This is a genomic window from Chitinophaga sp. Cy-1792 (assembly GCF_011752935.1).
In the GTDB taxonomy this organism is placed as follows: Bacteria; Bacteroidota; Bacteroidia; order Chitinophagales; family Chitinophagaceae; genus Chitinophaga.
The window spans coordinates 538,419-562,607 of record NZ_VWWO01000003.1 but is presented as its reverse complement, the minus strand read 5'-3'; the positions used below and the strand labels follow the sequence as shown (position 1 = coordinate 562,607).

The 24,189-nt window shown below is 45.1% G+C and carries 17 protein-coding genes; 2 read left to right on the top strand and 15 right to left on the bottom strand.

What is annotated here, in order from left to right; all coding sequences use genetic code 11:
• Positions 1-140 precede the first annotated feature (140 nt).
• Entirely contained in the window at positions 141-1,781 is a 1,641-nt protein-coding gene (locus F3J22_RS27630) for a gliding motility-associated C-terminal domain-containing protein (RefSeq protein ID WP_167021213.1), read from the top strand.
• Between the two features lie 167 nt (positions 1,782-1,948).
• On the opposite strand, the gene F3J22_RS27625 is transcribed toward F3J22_RS27630, so the two are convergent.
• The 8 genes from F3J22_RS27625 to F3J22_RS27590 form a co-directional block, all read right to left on the bottom strand.
• The gene (locus tag F3J22_RS27625) at positions 1,949-2,890 is read right to left on the bottom strand and encodes an outer membrane lipoprotein-sorting protein (protein ID WP_167021212.1); all 942 of its coding nucleotides are present in this window, start codon (positions 2,888-2,890) and stop codon (positions 1,949-1,951) included.
• Positions 2,891-3,077: 187 nt separating this feature from the next.
• Complete coding sequence (locus tag F3J22_RS27620) at positions 3,078-3,692, bottom strand: anti-sigma factor domain-containing protein (protein WP_167021211.1); 615 nt, start codon at positions 3,690-3,692, stop codon at positions 3,078-3,080.
• Between the two features lie 249 nt (positions 3,693-3,941).
• Positions 3,942-4,844 (bottom strand): anti-sigma factor, encoded by a 903-nt coding sequence (locus F3J22_RS27615; RefSeq protein WP_167021210.1) that lies wholly within the window; start codon positions 4,842-4,844, stop codon positions 3,942-3,944.
• Positions 4,845-4,849: 5 nt separating this feature from the next.
• On the bottom strand, positions 4,850-5,401 hold the full coding sequence (locus tag F3J22_RS27610; RefSeq protein ID WP_167021209.1) for an RNA polymerase sigma factor: 552 nt from the start codon (positions 5,399-5,401) through the stop codon (positions 4,850-4,852).
• An 83-nt stretch (positions 5,402-5,484) separates the two neighbouring features.
• Positions 5,485-6,063 (bottom strand): peptide deformylase, encoded by a 579-nt coding sequence (gene def, locus F3J22_RS27605; protein ID WP_167021208.1) that lies wholly within the window; start codon positions 6,061-6,063, stop codon positions 5,485-5,487.
• An 80-nt stretch (positions 6,064-6,143) separates the two neighbouring features.
• Complete coding sequence (gene ruvX, locus F3J22_RS27600) at positions 6,144-6,557, bottom strand: Holliday junction resolvase RuvX (protein WP_167021207.1); 414 nt, start codon at positions 6,555-6,557, stop codon at positions 6,144-6,146.
• A 33-nt stretch (positions 6,558-6,590) separates the two neighbouring features.
• A complete protein-coding gene (locus F3J22_RS27595; protein WP_167021206.1) occupies positions 6,591-7,457 on the bottom strand; it encodes a UbiA-like polyprenyltransferase in 867 nt (288 codons plus the stop codon).
• Between the two features lie 41 nt (positions 7,458-7,498).
• On the bottom strand, positions 7,499-8,038 hold the full coding sequence (locus F3J22_RS27590; protein ID WP_167021205.1) for an RNA methyltransferase: 540 nt from the start codon (positions 8,036-8,038) through the stop codon (positions 7,499-7,501).
• A 79-nt stretch (positions 8,039-8,117) separates the two neighbouring features.
• Here F3J22_RS27590 and mutS point away from each other — a divergent pair, with 79 nt between their 5' ends.
• Entirely contained in the window at positions 8,118-10,694 is a 2,577-nt protein-coding gene (gene mutS, locus F3J22_RS27585) for a DNA mismatch repair protein MutS (RefSeq protein ID WP_240155220.1), read from the top strand.
• Positions 10,695-10,767: 73 nt separating this feature from the next.
• On the opposite strand, the gene F3J22_RS27580 is transcribed toward mutS, so the two are convergent.
• The 7 genes from F3J22_RS27580 to F3J22_RS27550 form a co-directional block, all read right to left on the bottom strand.
• A complete protein-coding gene (locus tag F3J22_RS27580; protein WP_167021203.1) occupies positions 10,768-11,982 on the bottom strand; it encodes a thioredoxin family protein in 1,215 nt (404 codons plus the stop codon).
• A 92-nt stretch (positions 11,983-12,074) separates the two neighbouring features.
• Positions 12,075-13,751: a RagB/SusD family nutrient uptake outer membrane protein gene (locus F3J22_RS27575; RefSeq protein WP_167021202.1), complete on the bottom strand. Its 1,677-nt coding sequence runs from the start codon at positions 13,749-13,751 to the stop codon at positions 12,075-12,077.
• 10 nt (positions 13,752-13,761) lie between these two features.
• Entirely contained in the window at positions 13,762-17,124 is a 3,363-nt protein-coding gene (locus tag F3J22_RS27570) for a TonB-dependent receptor (protein WP_167021201.1), read from the bottom strand.
• Positions 17,125-17,231: 107 nt separating this feature from the next.
• Positions 17,232-18,287: a FecR family protein gene (locus F3J22_RS27565; RefSeq protein WP_167021200.1), complete on the bottom strand. Its 1,056-nt coding sequence runs from the start codon at positions 18,285-18,287 to the stop codon at positions 17,232-17,234.
• A gap of 70 nt (positions 18,288-18,357) precedes the next feature.
• Positions 18,358-18,915 (bottom strand): RNA polymerase sigma factor, encoded by a 558-nt coding sequence (locus tag F3J22_RS27560; protein ID WP_167021199.1) that lies wholly within the window; start codon positions 18,913-18,915, stop codon positions 18,358-18,360.
• Positions 18,916-19,064: 149 nt separating this feature from the next.
• On the bottom strand, positions 19,065-20,777 hold the full coding sequence (locus tag F3J22_RS27555; protein WP_167021198.1) for a SusD/RagB family nutrient-binding outer membrane lipoprotein: 1,713 nt from the start codon (positions 20,775-20,777) through the stop codon (positions 19,065-19,067).
• Between the two features lie 31 nt (positions 20,778-20,808).
• A complete protein-coding gene (locus F3J22_RS27550) occupies positions 20,809-24,066 on the bottom strand; it encodes a SusC/RagA family TonB-linked outer membrane protein (protein WP_167021197.1) in 3,258 nt (1,085 codons plus the stop codon).
• Positions 24,067-24,189 lie beyond the last annotated feature (123 nt).

Genomic DNA, 24,189 nt, shown 5'->3' with positions numbered 1-24,189 from the left:
CCCCTTCGGGGCAGGAACGATATTATTTAATGTTTATTCTTTCCCCGACCTATTGAATCACATTATTTTTTTTAATAATTTAGTGACATAATACCATGTCACTTTACATGAGAGACCTATCCAAAATACCTTGTAGTCTTTTGAAATACATTTTCCTGATAACGGCTACTGTAGTACTGTTACCACTATTTGCCTCCGCGCAGGGACAACATCCTTTCACGACATCCAGCACTTGTATCAACGACAGCGTCTTTTGCGTAATCAAAGACACCACTGGTATCGACTCCGTACGATGGGACTTCGGTGATCCCGCAAGCACCACAAAAGATACATCCAGTAAAATCAGGCCTTTCCATATCTATAACAATACCACAACATTTACCATTACGCTGGTAGTATGGCGAAAAGGAGTTCCTGATACAACCACACAAACAATCACCATTGTGACACCGGTCGTATTTGACTTTGGCCCGGACGATGTCACCCTTTGTGAAGGCAGTACCCTATTGATACAGGGCCCTGTAATCCCGGGCGCCAGCTATTTGTGGCAGGACAGCTCCACGCAATCCTCCATCCTGGCGGATACCATGACTACCTATAAGCTAAAAGTCAATGGCTGCCTTATTCGCGACTCCGTCAATATATTTTATACGCCTATACCTACCATCGACCTGGGCCCTGACCTGGTGCTCTGTACCAATGAGCATATACAGCTGGATGCCACCAGTCAGAACTGTACCTATCTCTGGAATACGGGCAACACAGAGCCTACACAGGAAGTAAATACTTCCGGCACCTATTCTGTAACGGTGACGCCTAAAGGTTGTCCGCAGCAATTTCATCAGAAAACGATCACTTTTACAGGGCCGGAATATCCTTTTTCATTAGGACCTGATACGTTGTTATGTCCGGGTGAATCGGTGAGGATTGCACCCGATGTACCGGAAGCTACCGCCTGGTTGTGGAGCACCGGTGCTACTACGCCAGCCGTTACTGTCAGCAGTGAAGGTAACGTATGGGCGCTGGTAGAAATCAATCATACCTGCAGTGTCGTGGATACGATTTTCGTGAATTATAACCGCTTAAAGAAGATCAACCTGGGTAATGACACCACCCTCTGCGTGGGTAATTTCCTGGTGCTGACCGCCGATTTCGGTAATGGCAGCTATACCTGGCAGGACAAATCCGATCAGGCCACCTATTACGTTACCAAAACCGGCAATTATTATGTGCATGCGCAGATAGGAAGATGTGAATCTTCAGACACCATACGCGTCAGTTATGCTGATACGCTGAGGGCTAACCTGGGACCAGATACAACGTTGTGCATCGGAGAAACCTATCATCTGTACCCAAGCGGCGCCGGCGGGGATTATAAATGGCAGGACAGCTCACAGGTTTCCTTCCTAAGCATTACAAAAACCGGGCTGTTCAGCATTACGGGCCATAATGAATGTGGGAGAACGACAGATTCTGTGGTCGTAAGATTTAAAGACTGTAGTGGCGACATGCACTTCCCGAATGCTTTCAGTCCCAATGGCGATGGGCGGAACGATGTATTCCGGCCAATTTATAAGGGCGCTGTATCGAAGTTCACCATGAGCATTTACAACCGCTGGGGCAACCTGATATTCTATTCCACCGATCCGCAGGTGGGCTGGCGTGGTACGTTTGGCGGCAAGCCGGTACAAATGACGACCTATGTTTATATCGTGGATTATATAGATGGAAATACTTTCCTCCCGGTGCATATCACAGGTACGGTGAGTGTGGTGTATTAATAATATTTGTTTTAGGGAGATGAGTAGGTATTGTATGCTTATAGCGAGTATTGAAACCGATACCTTCGGTATCGGTTTGTTGGGTTCCGCGCTGCGCGCGGGGGCTTTCAGCCGATATTAACTTTATCTGTTCGTCTTTCGGGCGGGGAAGGTAACAGCAGTGAATTTTACTTTGAGAAATTATAGAATTTCGCGATAAAAGCGGCAGTTTCTCTCTTTTTGAAGGGAACATCCCAGGAGCCTGCGTAGGTAACGAGCGCAGGAATGAGCAGATCATTTACTTTGGTCATCTGGACATTCATCTGCACATTAAAATCGAAGAGCATTGTTTTGTAGGACAGTGCATATTTTCTACCTACTATTTCAAAATTATCTTTATTAAACCAGGTAATCAGTTCATCAATAACGATTTCACCTTTATCGAGGCGGTTCAGACCAGGCTTGGCTTTGGCCGTAAATACATAGCATGGGACACCGGTTACATAATCTTCTGATTTGATGGAGAAGTTGTAGTAACGCTGCATGTCGTAGCTGAATATCGCCACCTTGTTCCCCACGATAGGCACACCGCGCACGGGTTTACCGGGATTGAATATCAGCTGTTTTAACTGTGCTTTATGCCGTGCCAGGCTACCGCTGGAGTGGTCGGGCGATTCACCATTTTCATCCACGCAAACGGTTCCTTTCGTGAAGAACAGGTTGCCATAGAGTTCGGCAGTATAGTAGTTATAGTTTCCTTTTCGGTCGTAGAAGTCGCCGGTTACTTTTTCGTCGTTGATGTTCATGGTACGGCAACGGCCGTTCATGGTCTGGGTGGTGGTACTTTTTAGCGAAGCCTGTACATTTCCTTTTTTATCGAAGATGCGGATATCATTATCGCCGGTGAAGCCTACGATATGGAGGTTTTTAAATGCGCGGTAAAAGGTCGTATCTTCTTCAACTCTTCTTATAAAGCTGTTTACATCAAATCCGATTCTTTTAGCGGCTACGGTTACTTCATCCAGATTGACGGTCATGCCGCGATAGTGGGCAGTATCCTGGGCGAGAACGGGTTGTAGGCAGCAGCAAATAGTAACAGTGACAGTTATACTTTTCAGGAAATTGAACATACCGCAATTTAATGAATTGCAATAAGTAACATAATGGCTGTGGGTGGGGTTGCGTTAAAATTTGTGTAAAATGCGGGGTTTAGGCAAGAAAAATGCAAAAAACTGTTCATTAAAAAAGAAAAAGCTGGTAAAAATGACGAAGCATTTTTACCAGCTTTTATATTCAGAGAGAAAAACAACTTATTTATCAGCCTGGGATTTTTCCGGCTACATACATTTGTTCGAGGGTTGGTTGCAGTGCACCACCTTTTTTCTCGAGGGTAACGGCGAACATCTGAACGGTACCTGTTTCCTTCATTTTCTGGAGGAGTTTGGCGGTATCACCCATTTCGAATACGCCCATATCTACTGGTTTACCATCTATGATAGCCCAGAGCTGGTATTGTTTGTCGGATGCTGGTTCCGGCAGGTTGTTAACTTTCAGGTAAACCTGTTTGCTTTGGGTGTTCCAGAATACGGTAGCCACTGCTTGCGGGAATGCTTTAGTACCTGGCATTTTCACTTTCATCACAGCAGGGTCCTGGATGATATCAAGTGATTGTTCGAGTTTCTCCATACGTGATTTGGTGTCGGACATGATGGAGTTGTGAGAGAGCAGTAATGCCTGGTATTTGTCTTTATAGTCGCGGAATTCTTTCCATCGATTAAAGAAGACATAGTTAAGAATAAGGCTTACTACCAGCAGGAGGAAAGCTCCTGTGGCGACGAGTTTCCAGGACGTACCTTTGGATTCCTCCATAGGAGAGGATTCTTGGGCGGGAGCAGTTAGTTGCTCACCGGCATTGGGTTCATTATGCTTCATTATGATTTGGTTTTAATAAGCATATTCAAGGGCTGATATGTCTGTGACATACAGGATTTGTCGGCATAGCAGCCGGGATTTCGGTTGTTAATAATGGGATGCGTTATCGGTCATTGCACATGATCAGCTATGACAGCTATCGGGGAATAGCATCATTATCAACATTGTTGTTGGTTAAGGAGTGTCTTGTGTGGTTACTACGGGAATTGGTGTTACTCAAACTTCACATATATCTGTAAAACGGTGTATTTATTTTTTAACAGTTGCTGCCATGAACATGGAGGTCATGGTAGGCTGAGTGCTGCCACCGGAGGGTTCCAGTGTTACGGCGAAAGCGTCGGCGGCAGGGATAGTTTTCATATGTTGAATTTTATGGGTGCCGTCGTTATCGGTTTTGATGATGCCGGCATCCTGCATTTGGTGTTCTTTGATGGCCCATAATTGAAATTGTTTACCGGAAGGAGCATCTGGCAGGTGCTGGACGAGCAGGAATACTTCTTTTGACACGGGGTTCCAGGCTACGGTGGCGGCAGTACCGGGATGGCTGGCATTACCTTTCAGCTTCACCTGAATGAGGGCTGGGTTATCCAGCATGGAAACGTCGGTATCTTCTCCATTTTCTTTGTAGCTGGCGGTTTGGTTAGCGGGATCGTTCCGGGCTTTTTGTAATTTATCGTTGGCGGCGATGAGTTTTTCATAGCGGCCTTTATAGTCTGAGCCGTTGTTGAAAAAGAACACGTTCATGCCTATACTACCCAGGAGCACCAGTATGGTGGCTGCTGCTACGAGTTTCCAGGCTTTATTCTGTGCTTTTTTTTTGTCGGCGGGTAATTTTTTTATGGGGGTTACCGGAGCTGGTGTTGTTGCTATGGTGGGATTATCTAACCGAAGTTCTTCTGGTAATTTTAGTTCACCTTCGGTTGTTTTTTCGTGCTGGAGAATATCGAGCAGGCGGTTCTTCAGCTCTGGTGGCGGAGCTACGGAGAAGACGCGGGTGTAGCGTTCTTTCTCCAGTTGCAGGGAATTGACCAGTGTACGTACTTCCGGATATTGCGTGGCGACGACTTCTACTTCCGTACTTTCATTTTCGGGAAGCAGGCCATATACGTAACTTTCTAATATGCCAGATGCTATGTAGCGATTTATATCCACTGGGATTACAATTGTGTTAAGAGACTTCTCAGCTGTATAATTGCGTTGCGCATGCGGGTTTTTACAGTACCCAGCGGGATGTCGAGTATTTTTGCGATTTCTTCCTGGGTGCAACCTTTGAAATAAGCCAGGTCAATGATGATTCTTTGTTCTCGCTGGAGGAGTTCGAGGACTTTTGACAGTCCGAGGTGATCTACCTGGAGGTGTACAGCCAGTGAAGGATCTGACAATAGATTACCGCTGTCGATATCGGTGATTTTCTGGTCCAGTTTGTAGGCTTTGGACCGGAGGCTGTCTATAGCTGTGTTCCTGGCGATGTTGAGCATCCAGGTAAAAAGTCGGCCCTTGGAAGCATCGTATTTATCGATGCTTCTCCAGATCTTTACAAATGCTTCCTGAAGTATATCTACTGCGGCGGTTTCATCTGTAATGACCTTAAGGGCCACACCATATAGTGCGGGGGAATAGTGATCGTACAAATAGCTGAATATCCGCTCGTCTCTGGCTTTGAGTCCATGAACCAGCTCAGCTTCAGTGTATGTTAACGTAGCGCCCAAAGGATATGGATGTTAAACTTTTATGGATGTAGAACTCTATAGAACCAAAATAAACGGTTTTATTTACATTACAAAATAATTTCCTATTTAGGGAAAGACATTTTATAATCTACTCTTACTTTTCCTTTGGTTATATCGTCCAGTTTACTTTTCAACATTCTGCGTTTCAATGGCTTGAGATGATCGATAAATAAAATACCATCGATGTGGTCATATTCATGTAGAATTACGCGGGCAGTAACGCCTTTGAAAGTTTTTTGCTGTGGCTGAAAGTTTTCGTCAACATAGCTAAGGGTAACGGTTTCAGCGCGTTCAACATCTTCACGAACTTTAGGAATACTTAGGCAGCCTTCGTTGTAGGGCCAGTCTTCACCACCTGTTTCAACAATATGTGCGTTTATAAATACCTCTTTGATGCCATTATCACCAGGATAGTCATTTTTTTCATCATCTTCGAGGTTATCGATGATCTGTTTGCTATCAACAACGAACAGACGGATTGCTTTATTTATTTGTGGGGCGGCGATTCCGACGCCATTGGAGGCGTACATGGTTTGCCACATGTTAGCGATCAGCTCTTTTAACCCTGGGTAATCCGGTGTAATATCTTCGGCTACTTTTCTTAAAACCGGGTGCCCATAGGCAACTATTGGTAATATCATGATACTTGTGTCTTGAGTTGCGTTAAATAACAAATTTAGTCAATTTCCCCTGAAAACCAGCGATGGGGGCTGGGACAGGCCTAGTGTTGCGACTGCAGGAATTCCTGTAGAATGATCGTAGCGCTGATTTCGTCTACCAGGGCTTTGTTCTGGCGGTCCTTTTTCTTGAGGCCGCTGGCAATCATGCTCTGGAAGGCGATTTTAGAAGTAAACCTTTCATCGACCTTTACGATGGGGACGTCGGGAAAATTCTTTTTCAGGATACGGACACATTCTGTGACGAGGGCGGTGGCATCAGTTGCGCCACCATCCAGATTTTTAGGTTCTCCTATCACTATTTTCTCCACCTGTTCGGCGGCCAGATATTTTTTCAGATAAGGAATCAGGTCGTGTGTGGCTACGGTAGTGAGCCCGCTTGCAATCAGCTGCAGGGGATCTGTTACTGCCAGTCCTGTTCTTTTCTTACCATAATCAATGGCCATTATTCGCGGCATAATCTCTCTGTTATCTAACTAAAAATATTTAATCTATCTGAATATTAACATATCTGCGATGGCAAAAATGGCAAATACAACGCTGGCAATACCATTTGTGGTCATAAACATAATATTAATACGGCTCAGGTCATGTGGTTTTACCAGCATATGCTGAGAAATCAGCATGCTGATGAAGACAGCGGCTCCGATCCAGTAAATCCAGTGGAAATGGCCGTGTAAACCGATGGTAATGACCAGGGCAGCTGCAATGATATGCAGTACTTCAGAGAAGCGTAATGCGCCGGGAAGCCCCAACCATGCCGGAATTGAGTTCAGGTGTTGTGATTTATCAAAATCTTCGTCTTGCAGGGAATAGATGATATCAAACCCGGATACCCAACAGAGTACCAGGCAGGAAACCAGTACAGGCAACACCGCAAACTGGCCGGTAACAGCCAGGTATGCGCCTATCGGTGCGAGGGAAAGACCGACACCAAGTACCATATGACAAAGAGCTGTGAATCGTTTTGTGTAGCTATAGCCTAAAACGACCAATAATGCTACAGGCGATAAATAAAGACAGATAGGGTTTATAAACGATGTTGTACCGATGAATAACAATACGTTTACAATTATAAAAATCAAGGCGTTTTTCGGAGTGATGATGCCGGCAGGGATTTCTCTTTTGGCAGTACGTGGGTTCAGTTTGTCGATATCCACATCCAGCCAGCGGTTGAAGGCCATGGCAGCACTTCTGGCAAATACCATACAGGCGATTACCAGGCCAAAGGTAGCCCAGCTAAACGAGCCGCCGCCCTGGGTGATCGCCATAAAAAAGCCTATCAATGCAAATGGCATGGCAAAGATGGTGTGTGAGAACTTTACCAGCGACAGATATTTATTAATTGTTGTATACATAGCCCTCCAGATGCTTTTAGCTTATAAATTAATCAGTTAACCTATTTTTTGAGCGATTTCAGTTTTACAAAGATATCCCAAACCACGATACCAGTGCTCACGGAAATATTCAGGGAGTGTTTCATGCCCAGTTGCGGGATTTCGATACAGCCGTCTACCACTTTCATGACTTCGGCGTCTACTCCGCTCACCTCGTTGCCGAAAACCAGTGCCAGGGGCTTATCTGTGCCAGGTTCAAAGGTATCCAGCGCAAAACTGCCGGCAGCCTGTTCTATGGCCAGAACACGATAACCCGCTTCCTGGAGGTCTTTTACCGCCTCCATGGTAGTGGTGGCATATTGCCATTCTACCGTTTCAGTGGCGCCCAGTGCCGTTTTATGAATGTCGCGGTGCGGAGGTACGGGCGTATAGCCGCAAAGGATAATACCCTGTATCAGGAAAGCATCTGCCGTACGGAACACCGAACCCACATTATGCATACTTCTAATATTATCCAGCACCAGTACGATTGGTGTTTTATCTGCGGCCTTAAACTCTTCTACTGTTTTCCGGCCCAGTTCATCCATGCTTAATTTTCTCATTACCTGCAAAGATAGCAGGATGAACTGAGTTTTATATATTTGCGCCATGGCAAAAAGCAAATCGGCAGAAACCCCGCTTATGCAACAGCACAAGGCTATCAAAGACAGGTACCCGGATGCTGTGTTATTGTTCCGCGTAGGCGATTTTTACGAAACATTCAATGAAGACGCGGTTATAGCCGCACAGGTACTGGGCATTGTTCTCACCAAAAGAGCAAATGGTTCATCCAACGGCGACCTCGCAGGTTTTCCACACCATGCGCTGGATACCTATCTCCATAAACTGGTAAAGGCCGGCTATCGTGTAGCCGTGTGCGACCAGCTGGAAGACCCCAAAATGGCCAAAGGCATTGTAAAACGCGGCGTTACCGAGCTGGTAACTCCCGGCGTGGCCGTCAACGACAAACTCCTGGAAAACGCCAGCAATAACTTCCTGGCGGCTGTCCATTTCGGTGGTGATGTAACGGGGGTATCTTTCCTCGATATCTCTACCGGCGAATTCTTTGTTGCCGAAGGCAGCATTGAATATGTGGATAAACTCCTCCAGAGTTTCCGTCCGGCAGAAGTACTGTTTGCCCGTCAGCAGCAGAAAAACTTTAAAGCCACCTTTGGTTCCCGATTCTTTACCTATACCCTGGAAGAATGGATCTTTACTTCCACCTATGCGGAAGAAATCCTTTTGAAACAGTTCCAGACCCATAGTCTGAAAGGCTTTGGCGTGGAAGGCATGCCTGCCGCCATTGTGGCCGCCGGCGCTACCCTCCACTATCTCAGAGACACAGAACACCCGCACCTCCAGCATATTACCCGTATGCAGCGCATCAACCAGGACGATTTCCTCTGGATGGACCGCTTTACTGTACGTAACCTGGAACTGCTCAACAGCAGCGTAGAAAATGGCCATACCCTCCTGAAAGTGCTGGACAACACCTCCACTCCTATGGGCGCCCGACTGCTGAAACGCTGGCTGGTATTCCCGCTGCGTCATAAAGACCGTATCAACGAACGTCTTGATACGGTAGAATACCTGATCAAAGAAACGGAGCTGGCCAGGGCACTGGAGCAACACCTGAAACAAACCGGCGACCTGGAAAGGCTGGTATCCAAAATACCACTGAAGAAGATCAATCCACGCGAGGTGATGCAGCTGGCACGCGCCCTCCAACAGGTGCAGGCCGTAAAAGACCTGCTGGGCAATACCCTCTCCGACTACCTGCGCAGCCTGTACGAAAAACTGGACCCCTGTGTACAGATCATGGACCGTATCCTGAACGAGTTACAGGAAACACCTCCCGTACTGGTCAACAAAGGCGGCGTCATCAAAGATGGTATCAACGCGGAGCTGGATGAACTGCGTGGCATCGCCACCAAAGGCAAAGACTACCTCCTGCAGATACAACAGAAAGAGTCGGAAGCCACTGGCATCCCTTCACTGAAGATTGCCTTCAACAATGTATTCGGCTACTATCTTGAGGTCACCAATACCCATAAAAATAAAGTTCCTGACACCTGGATACGTAAACAAACGCTCGCAAATGCGGAACGTTATATTACGCCGGAGCTGAAGGAATATGAAGAGAAAATTGTTGGTGCGGAAGATAAGATCCTGGCACTTGAAACACGCCTCTTCGATGAGCTGCTGGCATCACTGCAACCGTTTATTTCTCCGGTACAGCAAGATGCGCAGATACTGGCGCGACTCGATTGTCTGCTCTGCTTTGCGCACAATGCCGTGCAGTATAAATACCGCCGCCCCGTGATCACTGATGGCTATGAGCTGCAGATCAAAGAAGGCCGCCATCCGGTGATTGAGCGCGGGTTACCGCCGGGCGAAGCCTATGTAAGCAATGACATTAGTCTGGATAAAGATGACCAGCAGATCATCATCCTGACCGGCCCCAACATGAGTGGTAAATCGGCGCTGCTGCGCCAGACGGCCCTCATCACGCTGATGTCGCACATGGGTAGCTTTGTGCCGGCCAGCAGTGCGGAAATAGGCCTGACAGACAAGATATTCACCCGGGTGGGCGCTTCTGATAACCTTAGTGGTGGCGAGTCTACCTTCATGGTGGAAATGAACGAAACGGCCAGCATCATCAACAGTATCACGCCAAGGAGCCTGGTTATACTGGATGAAATTGGACGTGGTACCAGCACTTACGATGGTATCTCTATCGCCTGGAGTATTGTGGAGTACCTGCATGACATGAGCGGCCATCAGCCTAAAACGCTGTTTGCCACCCACTATCATGAGCTGAATGAGCTGGAGAACAAGCATAAACGCGTAAAGAATTACCATATTACCAATATGGAATCCGGCAATAAGATCATCTTCCTGCGTAAACTGGCACGTGGTGGCAGCAGACATAGCTTTGGTATCCATGTAGCTAAAATGGCCGGCATGCCGCCAGAGCTGATCAACCGTGCCAATGAAGTACTCGCACAGCTGGAAGAGAAGCATATCGACAGTGCTTTGCAGCAACAGGTGAAGAACATTGCTTTGCCAACACAGAAACTTCAACTGAATATCTTCGATGCACATAGCGATACCTTTAAAGATATCAGAGAGAAGCTCACGCATGTTGATATCAACAGGCTGACGCCAGTAGAGGCTTTGCTGAAACTGAGCGAGATTAAAGGAATGATTGGTGAGTAACACTTAAATAAACAAACCCCATCAAAGACCAACAATACCGGACTTTGATGGGGTTTGTATTAATTTCTTCCTTCTACTTACAATAATTACAATCCGGTAAAGTACATTTCTTTATCAATGACTGGTATTGCTCTTTTACCGCTGCTGAAGCATTATTAAGTGATTTCTCCAGATATTTTTTACCTTCCTCCTGCTGACAGTTCCGTTGAAGTAATAAACCATATGACAGATAACGGTCCGGGTTATTTATCTGTTCCATTTTAGCTGAGATCCCTTTTAAAAAGAATTGGTTAATTGCCGGAGGCGTACATTGCTGCATAATCAACTCCCAAAAATATGTGTAAGACATATTATACCTGGTAGTATATGCATCAACTAAGTTTTGATACACCTCCCAATTGTCTCCTGCCTTCGCATAATATTTGATCATGTACATGGTCGAATCCTTGTAATTCAGGGAGTCATTTGATGATCTAACCGCCAGATATGCATGTAATATCTTTGTATATCCTGCAACATCTTTTCTTTTGGCATAATCCCCACCATTCTTGTATAAATTCACCCAAATTTTATCCCTCACTTCATCACCAAAAAGGCTTTTGAATTTAATTGCATTATCAATTACAAACTGATAATACTTAAAATCAACAGGAAAGAGACTGATAACACCCCAATTAACTTCTGAGAAAAGGTTTGTCTGCGTTGCAAGATATTTTGCCACCACACTGCTATCCATCGTTCCATTCGGTTTATTAAAATAATCTTCATAGAATTGAGGATAAGACAATTTAAAGTCAGCTGTGATACCTTTTGCAATACTTAGTGAATCATTCGTCGCAGCAATGGCTTTATTGATAAACTTTTTAAAGTCCCCGATCTGATAGGGAATTTTATCAGATCTGAAATGCACTTTCAGGTCACTATCTAAGATGATGATGGTTGGTACCGATACAAGACGATACTTCTTAGCGATATCTATCCCAAATCCCTCTTCAAGATCATAGGACAGCGGTACATAATTCGCCTGGATTAACGCACTAATACTGGAATCTTTCAGGGTTACCTGTTCTATTTCACGACAAGGAACACACCAACTCGTATGGCAATACAACAAGAGACCTTTATGTTCCTTTTTTGCTTTTTCCAGCGCAGACGAGAGGTCTTTTTCTTTAAACAGTGCGTTCTGTGCCAAAGCGGGTTTACAGATTATTACCTGCAAGATCATCAACATTTGCAGGATCAGGCCCGGGGATCGAAAAAAATTTGAGTTAACGATAGGCGTTCTCATGGAAATTAAAATTTTCTTGTTACAAAATTCTTATCTGCATTGAAAAAGGCTGACCATAACGGCCAGCCTTTTCACCTTATCTTGTTAAAATTCTAGTATCCTTTTTGTGACTGTGCAGATTTTAACTGCGGATTTCTGTCGATGGCAGACTGAGGATAAGGCATTACAACAAACTTGTTGTCCCATACCCTTTCCTGTACCAATGAATTATTCAGGTCAGTAATGTTATTCATTACATTGCCGGCGATATTCCATCTGCGGATATCGTAGTAACGCTGGCCTTCTCCTGCGAGTTCTATCCTTCTTTCATTTCTGATCAGGTCTCTCAGGCTTTCTTTAGAATTGTATACAGACTGGTCTACAGCAGGCATACCGGCCCTGTCTCTGATATCATCCAATGCAGCGTAGATAGTGGCATCAGGTCCGCCTACTTCGTTCTTAGCTTCTGCATAAGCTAATAAAATCTCCGCATAGCGGATGATAGGGAAATCCTGTGCGCCATCCCACTCTGTGGTGTTGTAAGCAGGATCTACCAGTTTACGGAAGTTATAGCCGGTTTTACTGTTGTTGTTATTTACACCGGATTTCCAGGTGAAAGTATAACCAGGGGAATACCTGTTCCAGGTTGCAGAAGGAAAGAGGATGCTGGCATAGAACCTGGTATCCCTGTTTTTGAACTCAGCATAGAAAGCAGCATTGGAGTTACCATCGTTGAAGTTAGTCGCTCTTGCAGCAGGTGTTTGCGGCACAAAAGCGCTGCCATTACGGTTCCAATAAGCATTTACCAGGCTTTGCGTAGGTGTGATAGAACTCCATCCACCCAATGCTGATGGCGGCATCAGTGTATTCAGACCATTACCCCAAACGTAGGAAGAATTAGTAATTGCCTGGGAGGCCAGGATCACTTCTTTATTCGTTGTTTCATTAGCTGCCCAGAATTGTTGTTCGTAGCTGGATAAACCTTTGTAGAACTTAGTTTTATCTGCATCGCTGGCGAAATCAACATAACCGGAGAAGTCATCGCTCATATCAGCAGTACCAACGCTTGCCACGCGGAAGAGCTGATATCCCAGTCCCATCACTTTCTGGGCGCTGGCTACTGCATCTGCATATTTGCCAAAATGTAACTGGATACGTGTCAGCATAGCCCAGGCTGCACCTGAAGTAATGCGGCCCGTTTCATTACCGGTACCACCGGCATAGGAAGCTGGTAAGTCGGTTACGGCTGCCTGTAACTCAGCGATAGAAAAAGCAATAACATCCGCCTGAGGAGCAGGGGCGACAGCTGTTTCGGAAGGATCTGTATACTGATCTTTAATTAAAGGAACAGGTCCGAAGGTGGCTGCCAGTTCATAGTAAACGAATGCTCTGATGGCGCGTGCTTCTGCGGTATATCTTTTTTTGACCTGGTCAGTAACAGGTGCTTTGTCGATATTGGCCAGGAAATAGTTCAGACTTCTTAATGCCTGGTAACGGCTGCCATATCCTGCATCCATGGAAGGATCGATATTACCACCACTGATGTTGGTAGCAGTACTTTCCCAAGGATATTGCGCGAAGGTGTTATCGGATTTACCATCGTCGTACGCGTACATATAACCTGTTTGCAGGTAGCCGTAGCAGGCATTTAAAGCCAGCAATGCGTCATTAGAGGATTTCCAGAAGGAGGCCGTGGAAATCGTATCATTTGGTGTAAGGTCCATCTTCTTGTTACAGCTAACAAAAAGGCTTACGGATAATATAGATATTGCTATAATAATTCTTTTCATAAAATACTTTTTAGAGGGTCAGGTTAATACCAAATGAATAGGATTTCAACTGAGGAAAACTAGCTCTGGTGGAAGCTGATTCCGGATCGAAGTCTTTCATTCGATGGTCCCCTCTTACAGTAAATGGATTTGCGGCAGCAACATAAACTCTGAGTTTCTGCAGGTGTGCACGTTGTGCAACCTTTTCAGGCAGTGTATATCCTAAAGACATTGATTTTACCCTGAAGTAGTCTGCATTGAACAGCCAGAAGCTGGATACCTGTAAGTTCTGAGAGTTGGCAGCAGATCTTAAAACGCGTGGATATGCTGCGTTTGGATTCGGGTTGTCTTTAGTCCAGCGGCCAAGCACATATTCTTTTACACCAGCGCCGTTGAAGAATGCCTGTGAAGCCTCTGCATCCAGGTAAACTTTCACACCTTGTACACCTTGTCCAATGATAGAGAAATCAAAATTTTTATAGCTTGCCGAAGCATTCAGACCATAGGTAAGATATGGTACATCATTACCGGTAACGACTCTGTCATCAGCATTGATCACGCCATCATTATTCTGGTCAACATATTTAATATCTCCGGCTTTGGTACCAGAAAACTGTTTGGCATGTTTTGCCACTTCAGCATCTGTTGTAAACAGGCCATCTGCCTGGTACATATAAAAATCACCAACGGAACCGCCTACACGCTGGATATAGTTACCATTGATAATATCGGTACCATTATTCAGTGTGAGGATCTTATTTTTTATGGTAGAGAAATTACCGCCTACTGCATATTTGAACTCACCTACATGATCGCTGTAACCCAGGGTCAGTTCCAAACCCCTGTTTTGAACGCTACCCATATTTCTGGAAGGCAACTGTGCTTGGGAAAGTCCGGCTTCGTAAGGTACAGAAGCATCCTGTAGCAGGATATCGTTTGTCACCTTATTGAAAACATCTAACTGCAGCGAGAGTTTATTTTTAATAAAGCTTGCATCGATACCGATGTTAGACATGGTTGTTTTTTCCCAGGAAAGCGTGTTATTCGCAAGTCTGCCCGGAGAAACGCCATCCTGCTGCTTTTCATCGAGGATAGCAACGGTAGATGAGTTTAACCCATCATAGAAATCGTAGTTACCAACGTTATTGATATTACCTAATTTACCCCAGGAACCTCTCAGTTTCAGGTCAGTAACAATCGGATTATTTTTCAGGAACGCCTCCTGACCGATGCGCCATCCACCGGAGAAGGAAGGATAATAACCCCATCTGTGGCCAGGTGCAAATTTGGACGACTCATCTCCTCTCAGGTTAGCTTCGAGGAAGTATTTCTCACCATAAGAGTAATTAAATCTTCCGAATAAGGAGAACAGTGCATACTGTTGTGTTCCACCACCGGCAGTTGTATTCAGCGGATCAGTAGAACCAGCATCAATAGCATTCAGGCTGTTGGTTACAAAGTTTTTCCTGATTACACCGATATATTTTGTTTTGTTATTTTCGAAGGAAGTACCACCCAGTAACTGGCCAAAATGGTTGCCAATATGTTTATTATAGCTTGCTGTTAACTGACCGAGCAAGTTGGTAGTATTATGCCATACTTCTGTTAACTGGTTTACATTCACCGCAGTGGAAGCAATAGGCAGACCGGTATTAAAGTTATTAATCGGGTCCATTCTATTAATAAATGCAGCACTATCTGAATTGAAACTATTATAGGAAAACAGCCCACTGATGTTTAAATCTTTAATGGGAGTATAGGTACCATTCAGGTTACCGATAAAGCGGTTACCACCGGTATTAGCTCTGCCTCCCTCCTGTAACATTCTGATAGGGTTATCTTTTGCCAGCGTTGCGTCAATTACGCCGCCGTTAATACTTCCCCACTGGCCATTGGACTGTTTATTTACCAATAAAGGTGTAACGCGGTTTAAGCTAACAAAACTCAGGTCACCACTTTTGCTGTTCACTTCTTCTCTGACATAGGAGATGTTAGTTCCGATTTTGAATTTTTCAGATACCTGTGACTCTACATTGGTTCTGAAAGAATAGCGGTTTAATGCTTTATCCGGGATTAATGATCCCTGGTTAAAATAGGCGCCGCTGAAATAATAGCGTGTTTGTCCGCCGCCGGAAACGCTCACCTGGTGTTCAGTGATAGGCGCTGAATTTTTCAACGCGAGGGAGTACCAGTCTGTATTAGGGAAGCTATCCGGGCTGGAGCCGGTTTTAATTTTATTGAGCTGGTCAGCAGTGAATACCGGCGTTCCGCCAGCGTTAACAGATGCCTCATTACTCAGTACTGCATAGTCATAGGAACCCAGCATATGCGGCAGTACAACGGCTTTTTGTAAGCCATAGTAGCCGTTATAGTCTACCGTTGGTTTACCTGATTTACCTTTCTTGGTAGTAACCAGGATAACGCCGAAAGACGCTCTGGAACCGTAAAGAGAAGAAGCCGCAGCATCTTTCAGCACGGACATACTTTCTACATCAGATGGGTTGATTCTCGCGAAGTCGCCTGCTGTAACCGGTACTCCGTCAACGATGAAGAGCGGACTGGAAGTTCCCAGGTTACCACGACCTCTAACGTTTATGGTTCCAATATCACTGCCTACATCACCAGGACGCGCCAGTACCACCATGCCAGGGATCAGCCCCTGTAAGGAGTTGGTCAGGGAGGTTACCGGTCTGTTTACGATTTGTTCCTTGTTTAAAGTATTTACGGAGCCGGAGAGGTTCACGCGTTTCTGTACACCATAAGCCACTACCACTACTTCATTGATACTGGTTTCAGATGTTTTTAATTTAATATGGAAATCACCACCTTTTACAGGAATTTCCTGGCTGGTAAAGCCGATGGCAGAAATCACGAGTATCGCTCCATCAGGGGCGTCGAGGGTGAATGAACCATTATTGCCGGTGGTGGTACCTTTTGTGGTGCCTTTAACCACTACAGAAGCACCAGGGACAGGCTCTCCGTTGTTGTCAGTCACCGTACCGTGGATAACTGCGGCAGGGCTTACTGTTGCAGCATCAGCCTTGAACAGTACTACCTTTGTACCTTTCATTATCTTCCAGGTCATGTCGGTTGAGCTGAGCATGGTGTTTAACGCCTGGTCAATGCTGGCGTTTTCGAGGGAAATATCTAATGGCTTATAGCTGCTGAAGTCAGCTTTGCTATAATAGAAACGGTATTCCGTCCGGCTTTCGATCTGTTTGAAAGCCTCATCAAAAGCAATGTTTTTTGATTTCAAATTGATCAGTCCCTGGGCATTATTTACGGCAGACACCTGTAATGTCAGGAATAAAAACAGTATCAATTTTAGTGTAAAGACAGATTTCCAGAGAGACAGCGATCGCCTCTCAGAGATACAACGAACTTTTCCTTTCATAAATGAGATTTTGGATTTGAATATGCATGATGCTGGTGGATAGGCATGGTAAGCCCTATCAGTTTTATTCACTGTTTATTTGTTCACTCGTTACTGATTTAATATTTCTAAAAAATAGTCACTGTGTTGTCGGCAATAGTATAGTTAAATGGTTTTACAAGCTTCAATATATTTAATACATCTTCCAGTCTCGTTTTATCAAAAATACCGGTGTATCTGTATGATAATGCGGTAGTATTTTTAAACTCAATTGTTACGTTATATTGTCTTTCCAGTTCGGTTGCTATTGTAGCAAAGGATTCATCTATAAAGCTAAGCTGGCCGTTGGTCCATGCGGTTTCGGCCACGGCGGCGTCTAGTTTTGTAACCTGTGTAAGATTGTAGCCAGTACTATTATTTTTAGACAGGACGATCTTCTCTGAGGGTTTTAAGATAATAGCTTTATTGCTATTTTTCATGTCGACTTCCACTTTCCCACGGATCAGGGAAGTCTCAAATTTTGCTTCACCCGGATAGGCACGAACGTTCAGTTCTGTACCCAGTACTTTGATATCGGCCTTTTCGGTGTGGATGATAAAAGGAGATTCTGCATTGTGTACCACGTCGAAATAAGCTTCTCCCGTGAGTGTTACCACTCTTGAGTTCACATCAAAATTTTTGCTGTAGGAGATCTTACTATCTGCATTTAACAGTACAGTTGTTCCGTCCGGCAGTTTAATTTTAGATTTAGACCCTTTCTGGGTGATCATTTCGCTGACGTTTATTCCTGGTCGGGAATCATCCATATCTGCTTTATGCAGGTAATTGTAGGATATTATCCCCAGTAATAATGGCACAGTGATCACGGCGGCAATTTTCAGCCATCCCCATTTATGGCGTTTTTCCTCTCCGGCAATCATCAGATCAGGCGTATGGTCTTCGTTGCCATCGGAATTGATATCCTGGCACATTTTACCATAGTAGTGGACAGCATAAGCCTGTAAAGCCTGCTCTGCTGCAGCTTCCCTGTCATCATCCTGTTTGATCAGCTCATCGTGCATAAACCGGAATTCGGGATATTTTGACAGCAGTACTTCCAGGTTCCGCAATTCTTCTGCGGAAGCATCACCTGTCATCTTCTTTCCTAACAGGTCATACATCCGCCTTTCTGTGATTTCATCCATTTGTATAGATAATAAGACTATCGAAATGAGGTTTACCGTGAGTCGTTTTAAAAATATTTTTTTACTGCGGTTATTTTTCGCCGGCGAGGTATTGCTGAAGGTGTAACCGGATGCGTTTCAGGGCGGTGCGCATATGGGATTCTATGGTATTCTGGGAGATATCCAGGACGGCGCCTATACGTTTATAGGAAAAGCCTTCTTCCTTGGCCAGGCGGAATACGAGCTGGCATTGCTGTGGGAGCGTAGATACTGCTTTTTCGATTTCCTGTTTAGTTTCATTTTTAATGTAGATCGATTCTGCGGAGCTGGAATTATCGGTGGCGCCGAATTCTTCCAGGGCGCTGGTAGCTTTTCTTTTCTCCTGTGTAATCCAGGTCAGGCAGGCATTTTTCACTGCTTTGAAGAGATAGAGCTCTAAGTCTTCAATATAATTGAGCCGGTGGCCCATTGTCCAGACTTTCAGTAAGATATCTGATACGATTTCTTCTGATGCTTCTGTATTTTTCACTAAGCTGTAGCAAAACCTGAACAGGCGTGGATGGAATTGAAGGAATATAGACTGATAGGCCTTTTCATCGCGCAGATACGCGATCCTGTTTAACAGATATGTGGAACTTTTGTCGACCATTTACAATCGCGATTTAGATAAAACGGCTGGTGTTGTGGTGTGGCAAGATAATTAATTTGACATGAAAACAAAAAAGCCTTCGCAGTTGCGAAGGCCTTTTTTGTTTCACTCTTTACTGTACTATCTAATCATCACAAATGATTACAAATTTATTGCATATCCCACCAAACACGGCCAGTGTAGTCATTTACATCTTTACCGTATTGGCCTGTTTTACCCATTTCGGTAACAGCGTCGCGCCAGTTTTGAACCTGTTCAGCGATGGTTGGCTGAGGCAGTGCCCAACGGCGTGGGATGGTAGTTGGCTCGTTACCTGCATTCTGTACCATTGGTTCGTAGTTCAGGATACCACCTACTTTCGGAACACCATTGAGTTTCCATGAACCCCATGCTTCCCATGGTGCTTTGAAGCCATTCAGGAACATCTGGATACCGATTTTCTCAAGATCACCGGCCTGGTCGCCTGTCAGGGCTACATTAGGGCTGCTGAGGTAAGTAGCGATAGCGTTAGCTTCCAGTGCTGTATAATCCTGGATACCAGCTTTTCTACCGATTTCATCATATGTATTTACGGATGCAGTGATACCGTTGTTATACTGAGTTTGTGCATCATAACCAGTGATGATACCCCGAACAGCCAGTTCCGCGAGGATGAAGCACTGTTCGGCATAGGTGATGATTGGTTGTGTGTAGATACCTGCAGGAGTATATTCAGCTTCTGAGTTGAATAAACGCATCTGTAAGTAAGACACCGTATCGATTTTTCTGTTAACGGTAGTTGCGCCGAACTTCATATCATAGCTGCGAACAGCGAAATAGCCAGCATAAGCTGCATCTTTACGTTTGTCCGGCGATGCAGGTACCCCTACATATCTCGCACCATTATACGTAGCAGAAGCAGAGAATACGCCACCAGCTTTCAGACTGTCGAAAGCTTCCTGGGTATAACCATTTTTCTCGAAGAACAGTGGCAGACGTGGATCTTTGTTGGCCACCATGTAATCGATCATATTTTTAGAACCTACTAAAGGTACGCTGGAAGCCATGTTCCAGTTACCGGCTTTCGCGAAGGCATCCGGACCGGAGACAAATTTCCATTCTTCCGCGATGCTGGTAAACAGGCCTGCCGGACTAGCCAATACATCATTAACGATAGCAGTAGCTTTAGCCTGATCTCTTTTCAGTACACGCATAGCCAGTCGGAGACGCATTACGTTACCTGCTTTAGCCCAGTTATTTGCATTACCATTGTAAAAGATATCGTAGCTTCCTGCACCTTGTTGATTAGGTAGTTTGGAGACAATACCTGCTACTGCACTTTTCAGTTCAGCGTCCAGGCGATCCAGCAGGACATCCTGTGTATCGTAGGTAGGCGTAACGGTTCCACCATAACGGGAAGCAAAAGCCTTTGTGTAAGGAATGCTACCATTTGATTCAGACACTCTCCATGCAGCATATGCTTTCATAATATCAGCGATGGCGCGGATATTTGTATACTTAGCTTTATTTGCATCAGCCATTTTTGCTACAGTAGAATCAATATCTACCAGGTTTGGCCCGATGTTTTTATAGAAAGTTGCATAGAAGTCGTTGGTATTGCTGGGAGAAAACAGGCGACCCAGTGAGGCTCCCGGTGCAGGAACGCCAAACTGCATCCACTGCATGGTGTATTGGTAGCAATCGTAGAACCAGTCGAAATCGCGGTCAACAATTGCTTTACCTGGCAAAATCAGCTGCATTTCCGGTGCAACACCTGGGCTTACCTGCGGGTTCTGGTTAAGGTCTTCAAAACCTTTAGTACAAGAAGCAAGGGACAATCCCAGCATTGCCGCACCAACTCCAATTTTATATAATGATTTCATAATATTTTTTCTTAGTAGTTATACAACAAGATTAGAATCCGATCTGAATGGTAGCGCCGAGATTACGGATAAATGGTACACCACCGTATTCAGAGAATGCAGCTGTTGCATTATTACGAACTGCTTCAGGATTGATATGATCTGGCAGGTTGTTGAAGAGGTAACCCAGGTTTCGACCTACGAGTGATACACGAAGGCTGGTCATTTTCCAACGATTTACCAGTGCAGCAGGCAGCGAGTAACCCAGGGAAACTTCACGCAGTGCTACGTAAGAAGCGTCGAATACAGAAGCTTCACGGATACCGATACCCCAGTCACCGATCATACCATAGTATTGTAATGGGTCCAGCGGATCAACATAACCTTTATCATAAGCTTCCTGGTAAGTCATACCACCTACGTTTACATTACTCATACCGGCTTTATTGCTGAAAGTACCGTCAGCGATCACACCATCAGGGATCATACCGTTATTATGTGTTACGCCGGAAGCATCTTTCCAGGTGATACCGCCATGAGCAGCATCACGACCACCGATGGTATTGGCAGTGTTACCACGGCCGGTACCATATTGGTGAGAAGCGGAGAAGAAGTCGCCACCGATACGTGCCTGGATCAGTACACCGAGGCTCCAGTTTTTGTAGGAGAACTGGTTAGAGAAGCCCAGGTTCCAGTCTGGCTGGATATTACCAACTACCGCATAACCACGTCTGTATTGTGCACCGAAGTCATTACCTGAAGGATTGAGGTCAATGATTTTCTGACCTTTGCTGTTACGGGTATAACCATAATCTGTTTCGAGATCACCGTAAGCACCACCTACCTGTGCAACAGCTCTAACACCCTGATCTTCACCGAGGGTATATGATTTCACGCCAGGAGCCAGGTCCAGGATTTTATTTCTGTTACGGCTACCGTTCAGGGTAACATCCCATGTAAAGTTCTTGCCCTGGATAGGTGTACCGTTGATTGCGATTTCGATACCTCTGTTGCGCATAGCACCAGCATTGATCCAGCGGCTTGTTACACCACTTTCCTGGGTAGTACCTAAAGGAATGATCTGGTTGGTTACAATAGTGCGATACCAGGCAGCATCAATACCGAGTCTGTTGTCCAGGAAACGGATGTTGGCACCAAATTCCCAGCTTTTTGCGATAGAAGGTTTCAGTTCCATGTTAGGCAGCTGACCATTAGGGTAGAAAGTAATCAGGGGTAATGAAGACCCTGTACCATTCCACGCGCCTGAATTGTAGTAACCGGAGTTGATCTTGAATGGCTCTGTATCGCCACCTACCATAGCGTAGGAGCCACGGAGTTTACCATAAGAGATCCAGGAAGGCAGGCTGCTTTTCAGTGTTTGGGTGAACTCCCATGCAGCACTTACAGAAGGATAGAAGTAGCCGTTGGTAGTTTTACCATAACTGTTTTTAGGATAAGTCAGGGAAGAAGACCAGTCGTTACGGCCGGTTACATCCAGGAACAGTTCATTGTTGTAGCTGAAGCTGGCAGCGAAGAACAGGGAGTTGATACGTTTACGCAGTAAAGGGCCGTTATCAAACTGTACGGCGTTCACGCTGTTGGTGAGGTCATACATAAATGGAATACGCAGACCACCTACAGAGTAGTTGTTATATTGTTTACCGATACCGCTGTTCCATGCTTCTGCACCTAAAGTCAGCATAGACCCTTCGAATTTCTTAGGCAGTTTAGGTGTGATTTGAGCGAGACCGGTGAAGGTATATTGTGTTTTGTTTACACCCGCTTCAGAGTAGAAGCCGTCAGCACCCAGGAAGCCAGCAGAAGTACCTGCTTCTTTACGTTGGTCGGCAGATTGTTCGTTGCTGAAGTTAGCTTTACCGATCAGTTTCAACCAGTCGGTTACAGTAGCGTTGATGGCGAGGTTACCCATGAAAAGGTTTTCTCTGCGGCTCCAGCTGTTGTAAGCATTCTGGAAGAAGTAGTCAGCACCAGGATGAGAACCCAGGTCAGCACGGCCACCATTGGCACCGGTATAATTTTCAGCACGGCCCCAGTAGCTAGGATCGTAGTTACGAGGGAATACATATACCCATTTACGACCGATGTTGTAGCTGGTATAGTCACCACCCTGACGATCCGGGTTTAAAGTTTTAGAGTTGGCATAAGTTACACCTACGTCAGCGCTCAGGTATTTGGAGATCGTCTGAGAGCCTTTGAAGGAAAGGCTGTTTCTACCGAAGCTATTGTTAGGAGAAACGGAGTTATTATCGAGGTGAGAGTACGATAAGCGGAAAGTTCCTTTATCGTTACCACCTTCCATAGAAACGTTGGTATTAAAATATTTTCCCGTCTGATACAGGTCAGTAACGTTATCAGGACGTGCGATATATTTAGCTTTGGAGCCATCAGCGAGGGTTACTTCAGAACCATCCATTTTAGAACCGAAGCTATAACCACCTACGGAGTTATCATAGGTACCGTATAAACCCTGACCGAATTCATTCTGCATGTCGATTGGGCCACGGTAAACTTTTTCCATCTGTGCGGTCTGGCTAACATTTACACCGATACCTTTTCTCATAACACCTTTTTTGGTAGTAATGAGGATGGCACCGTTGATAGCACGGGAACCGTACAACGCAGTAGCAGCAGCGCCTTTCAGTACAGATACAGACTCATAGTCATCCGGGTTGAGATTTTTCAGCACGTTACCGAAGTTTACGTCGTTTGCAGTAACATCGTTTTCGAAGATTACTCCATCTACCACGAAGATAGGCTGATCTTTACCGTCAAGGGTTTTAGCACCACGAAGGATAATACGTGGAGCCGCCTGCGGACCACCAGCAGCGCTGGAGATATCCACACCGGCTACTTTACCTTGCAAAGCAGAAACAGGGTTTACCTGGTTTGATTTTGCGAGGTCGCCGCCTTTTAATTCAGTAATAGCATAACCGAGTTTACGTGATTCACGTTTCATGCCCAGTGCAGTTACTACTACTTCATTCAGATTTTTGTTGTCTTCTTTCAAGGTAATAGTGATCGTAGATTGATCACCTACAGGAAATTCCTGGTTGGCATAACCGATGTAAGATAATACCAGTGTGGCGTTGGGAGTCACCTGGATTTTAAAGGAGCCGTCAGCGGCCGACATAGCGCCGTTGGCAGTACCTTTTTCTTTCACTGTTACACCAGGCAACAGTGTTCCTTTTTCATCTTTTACGGTACCCGTAATAGCTTTCTTAGATTGCGCCAGTGCAGTAATACAGCAGCATAAGAAAAGCAACGTGGTGAGAAGAAATGATCTTCGCATAGCTTCCTTTTAGGTTTAATTTATAACAAGTGAGTCAGTCACATAAGCACAGAATACGACAATAGGAAAATAGTTGGCCTCCTAAGTTGGTAAGCTCACATTAGCATTTTGGTTTCCGTCCGT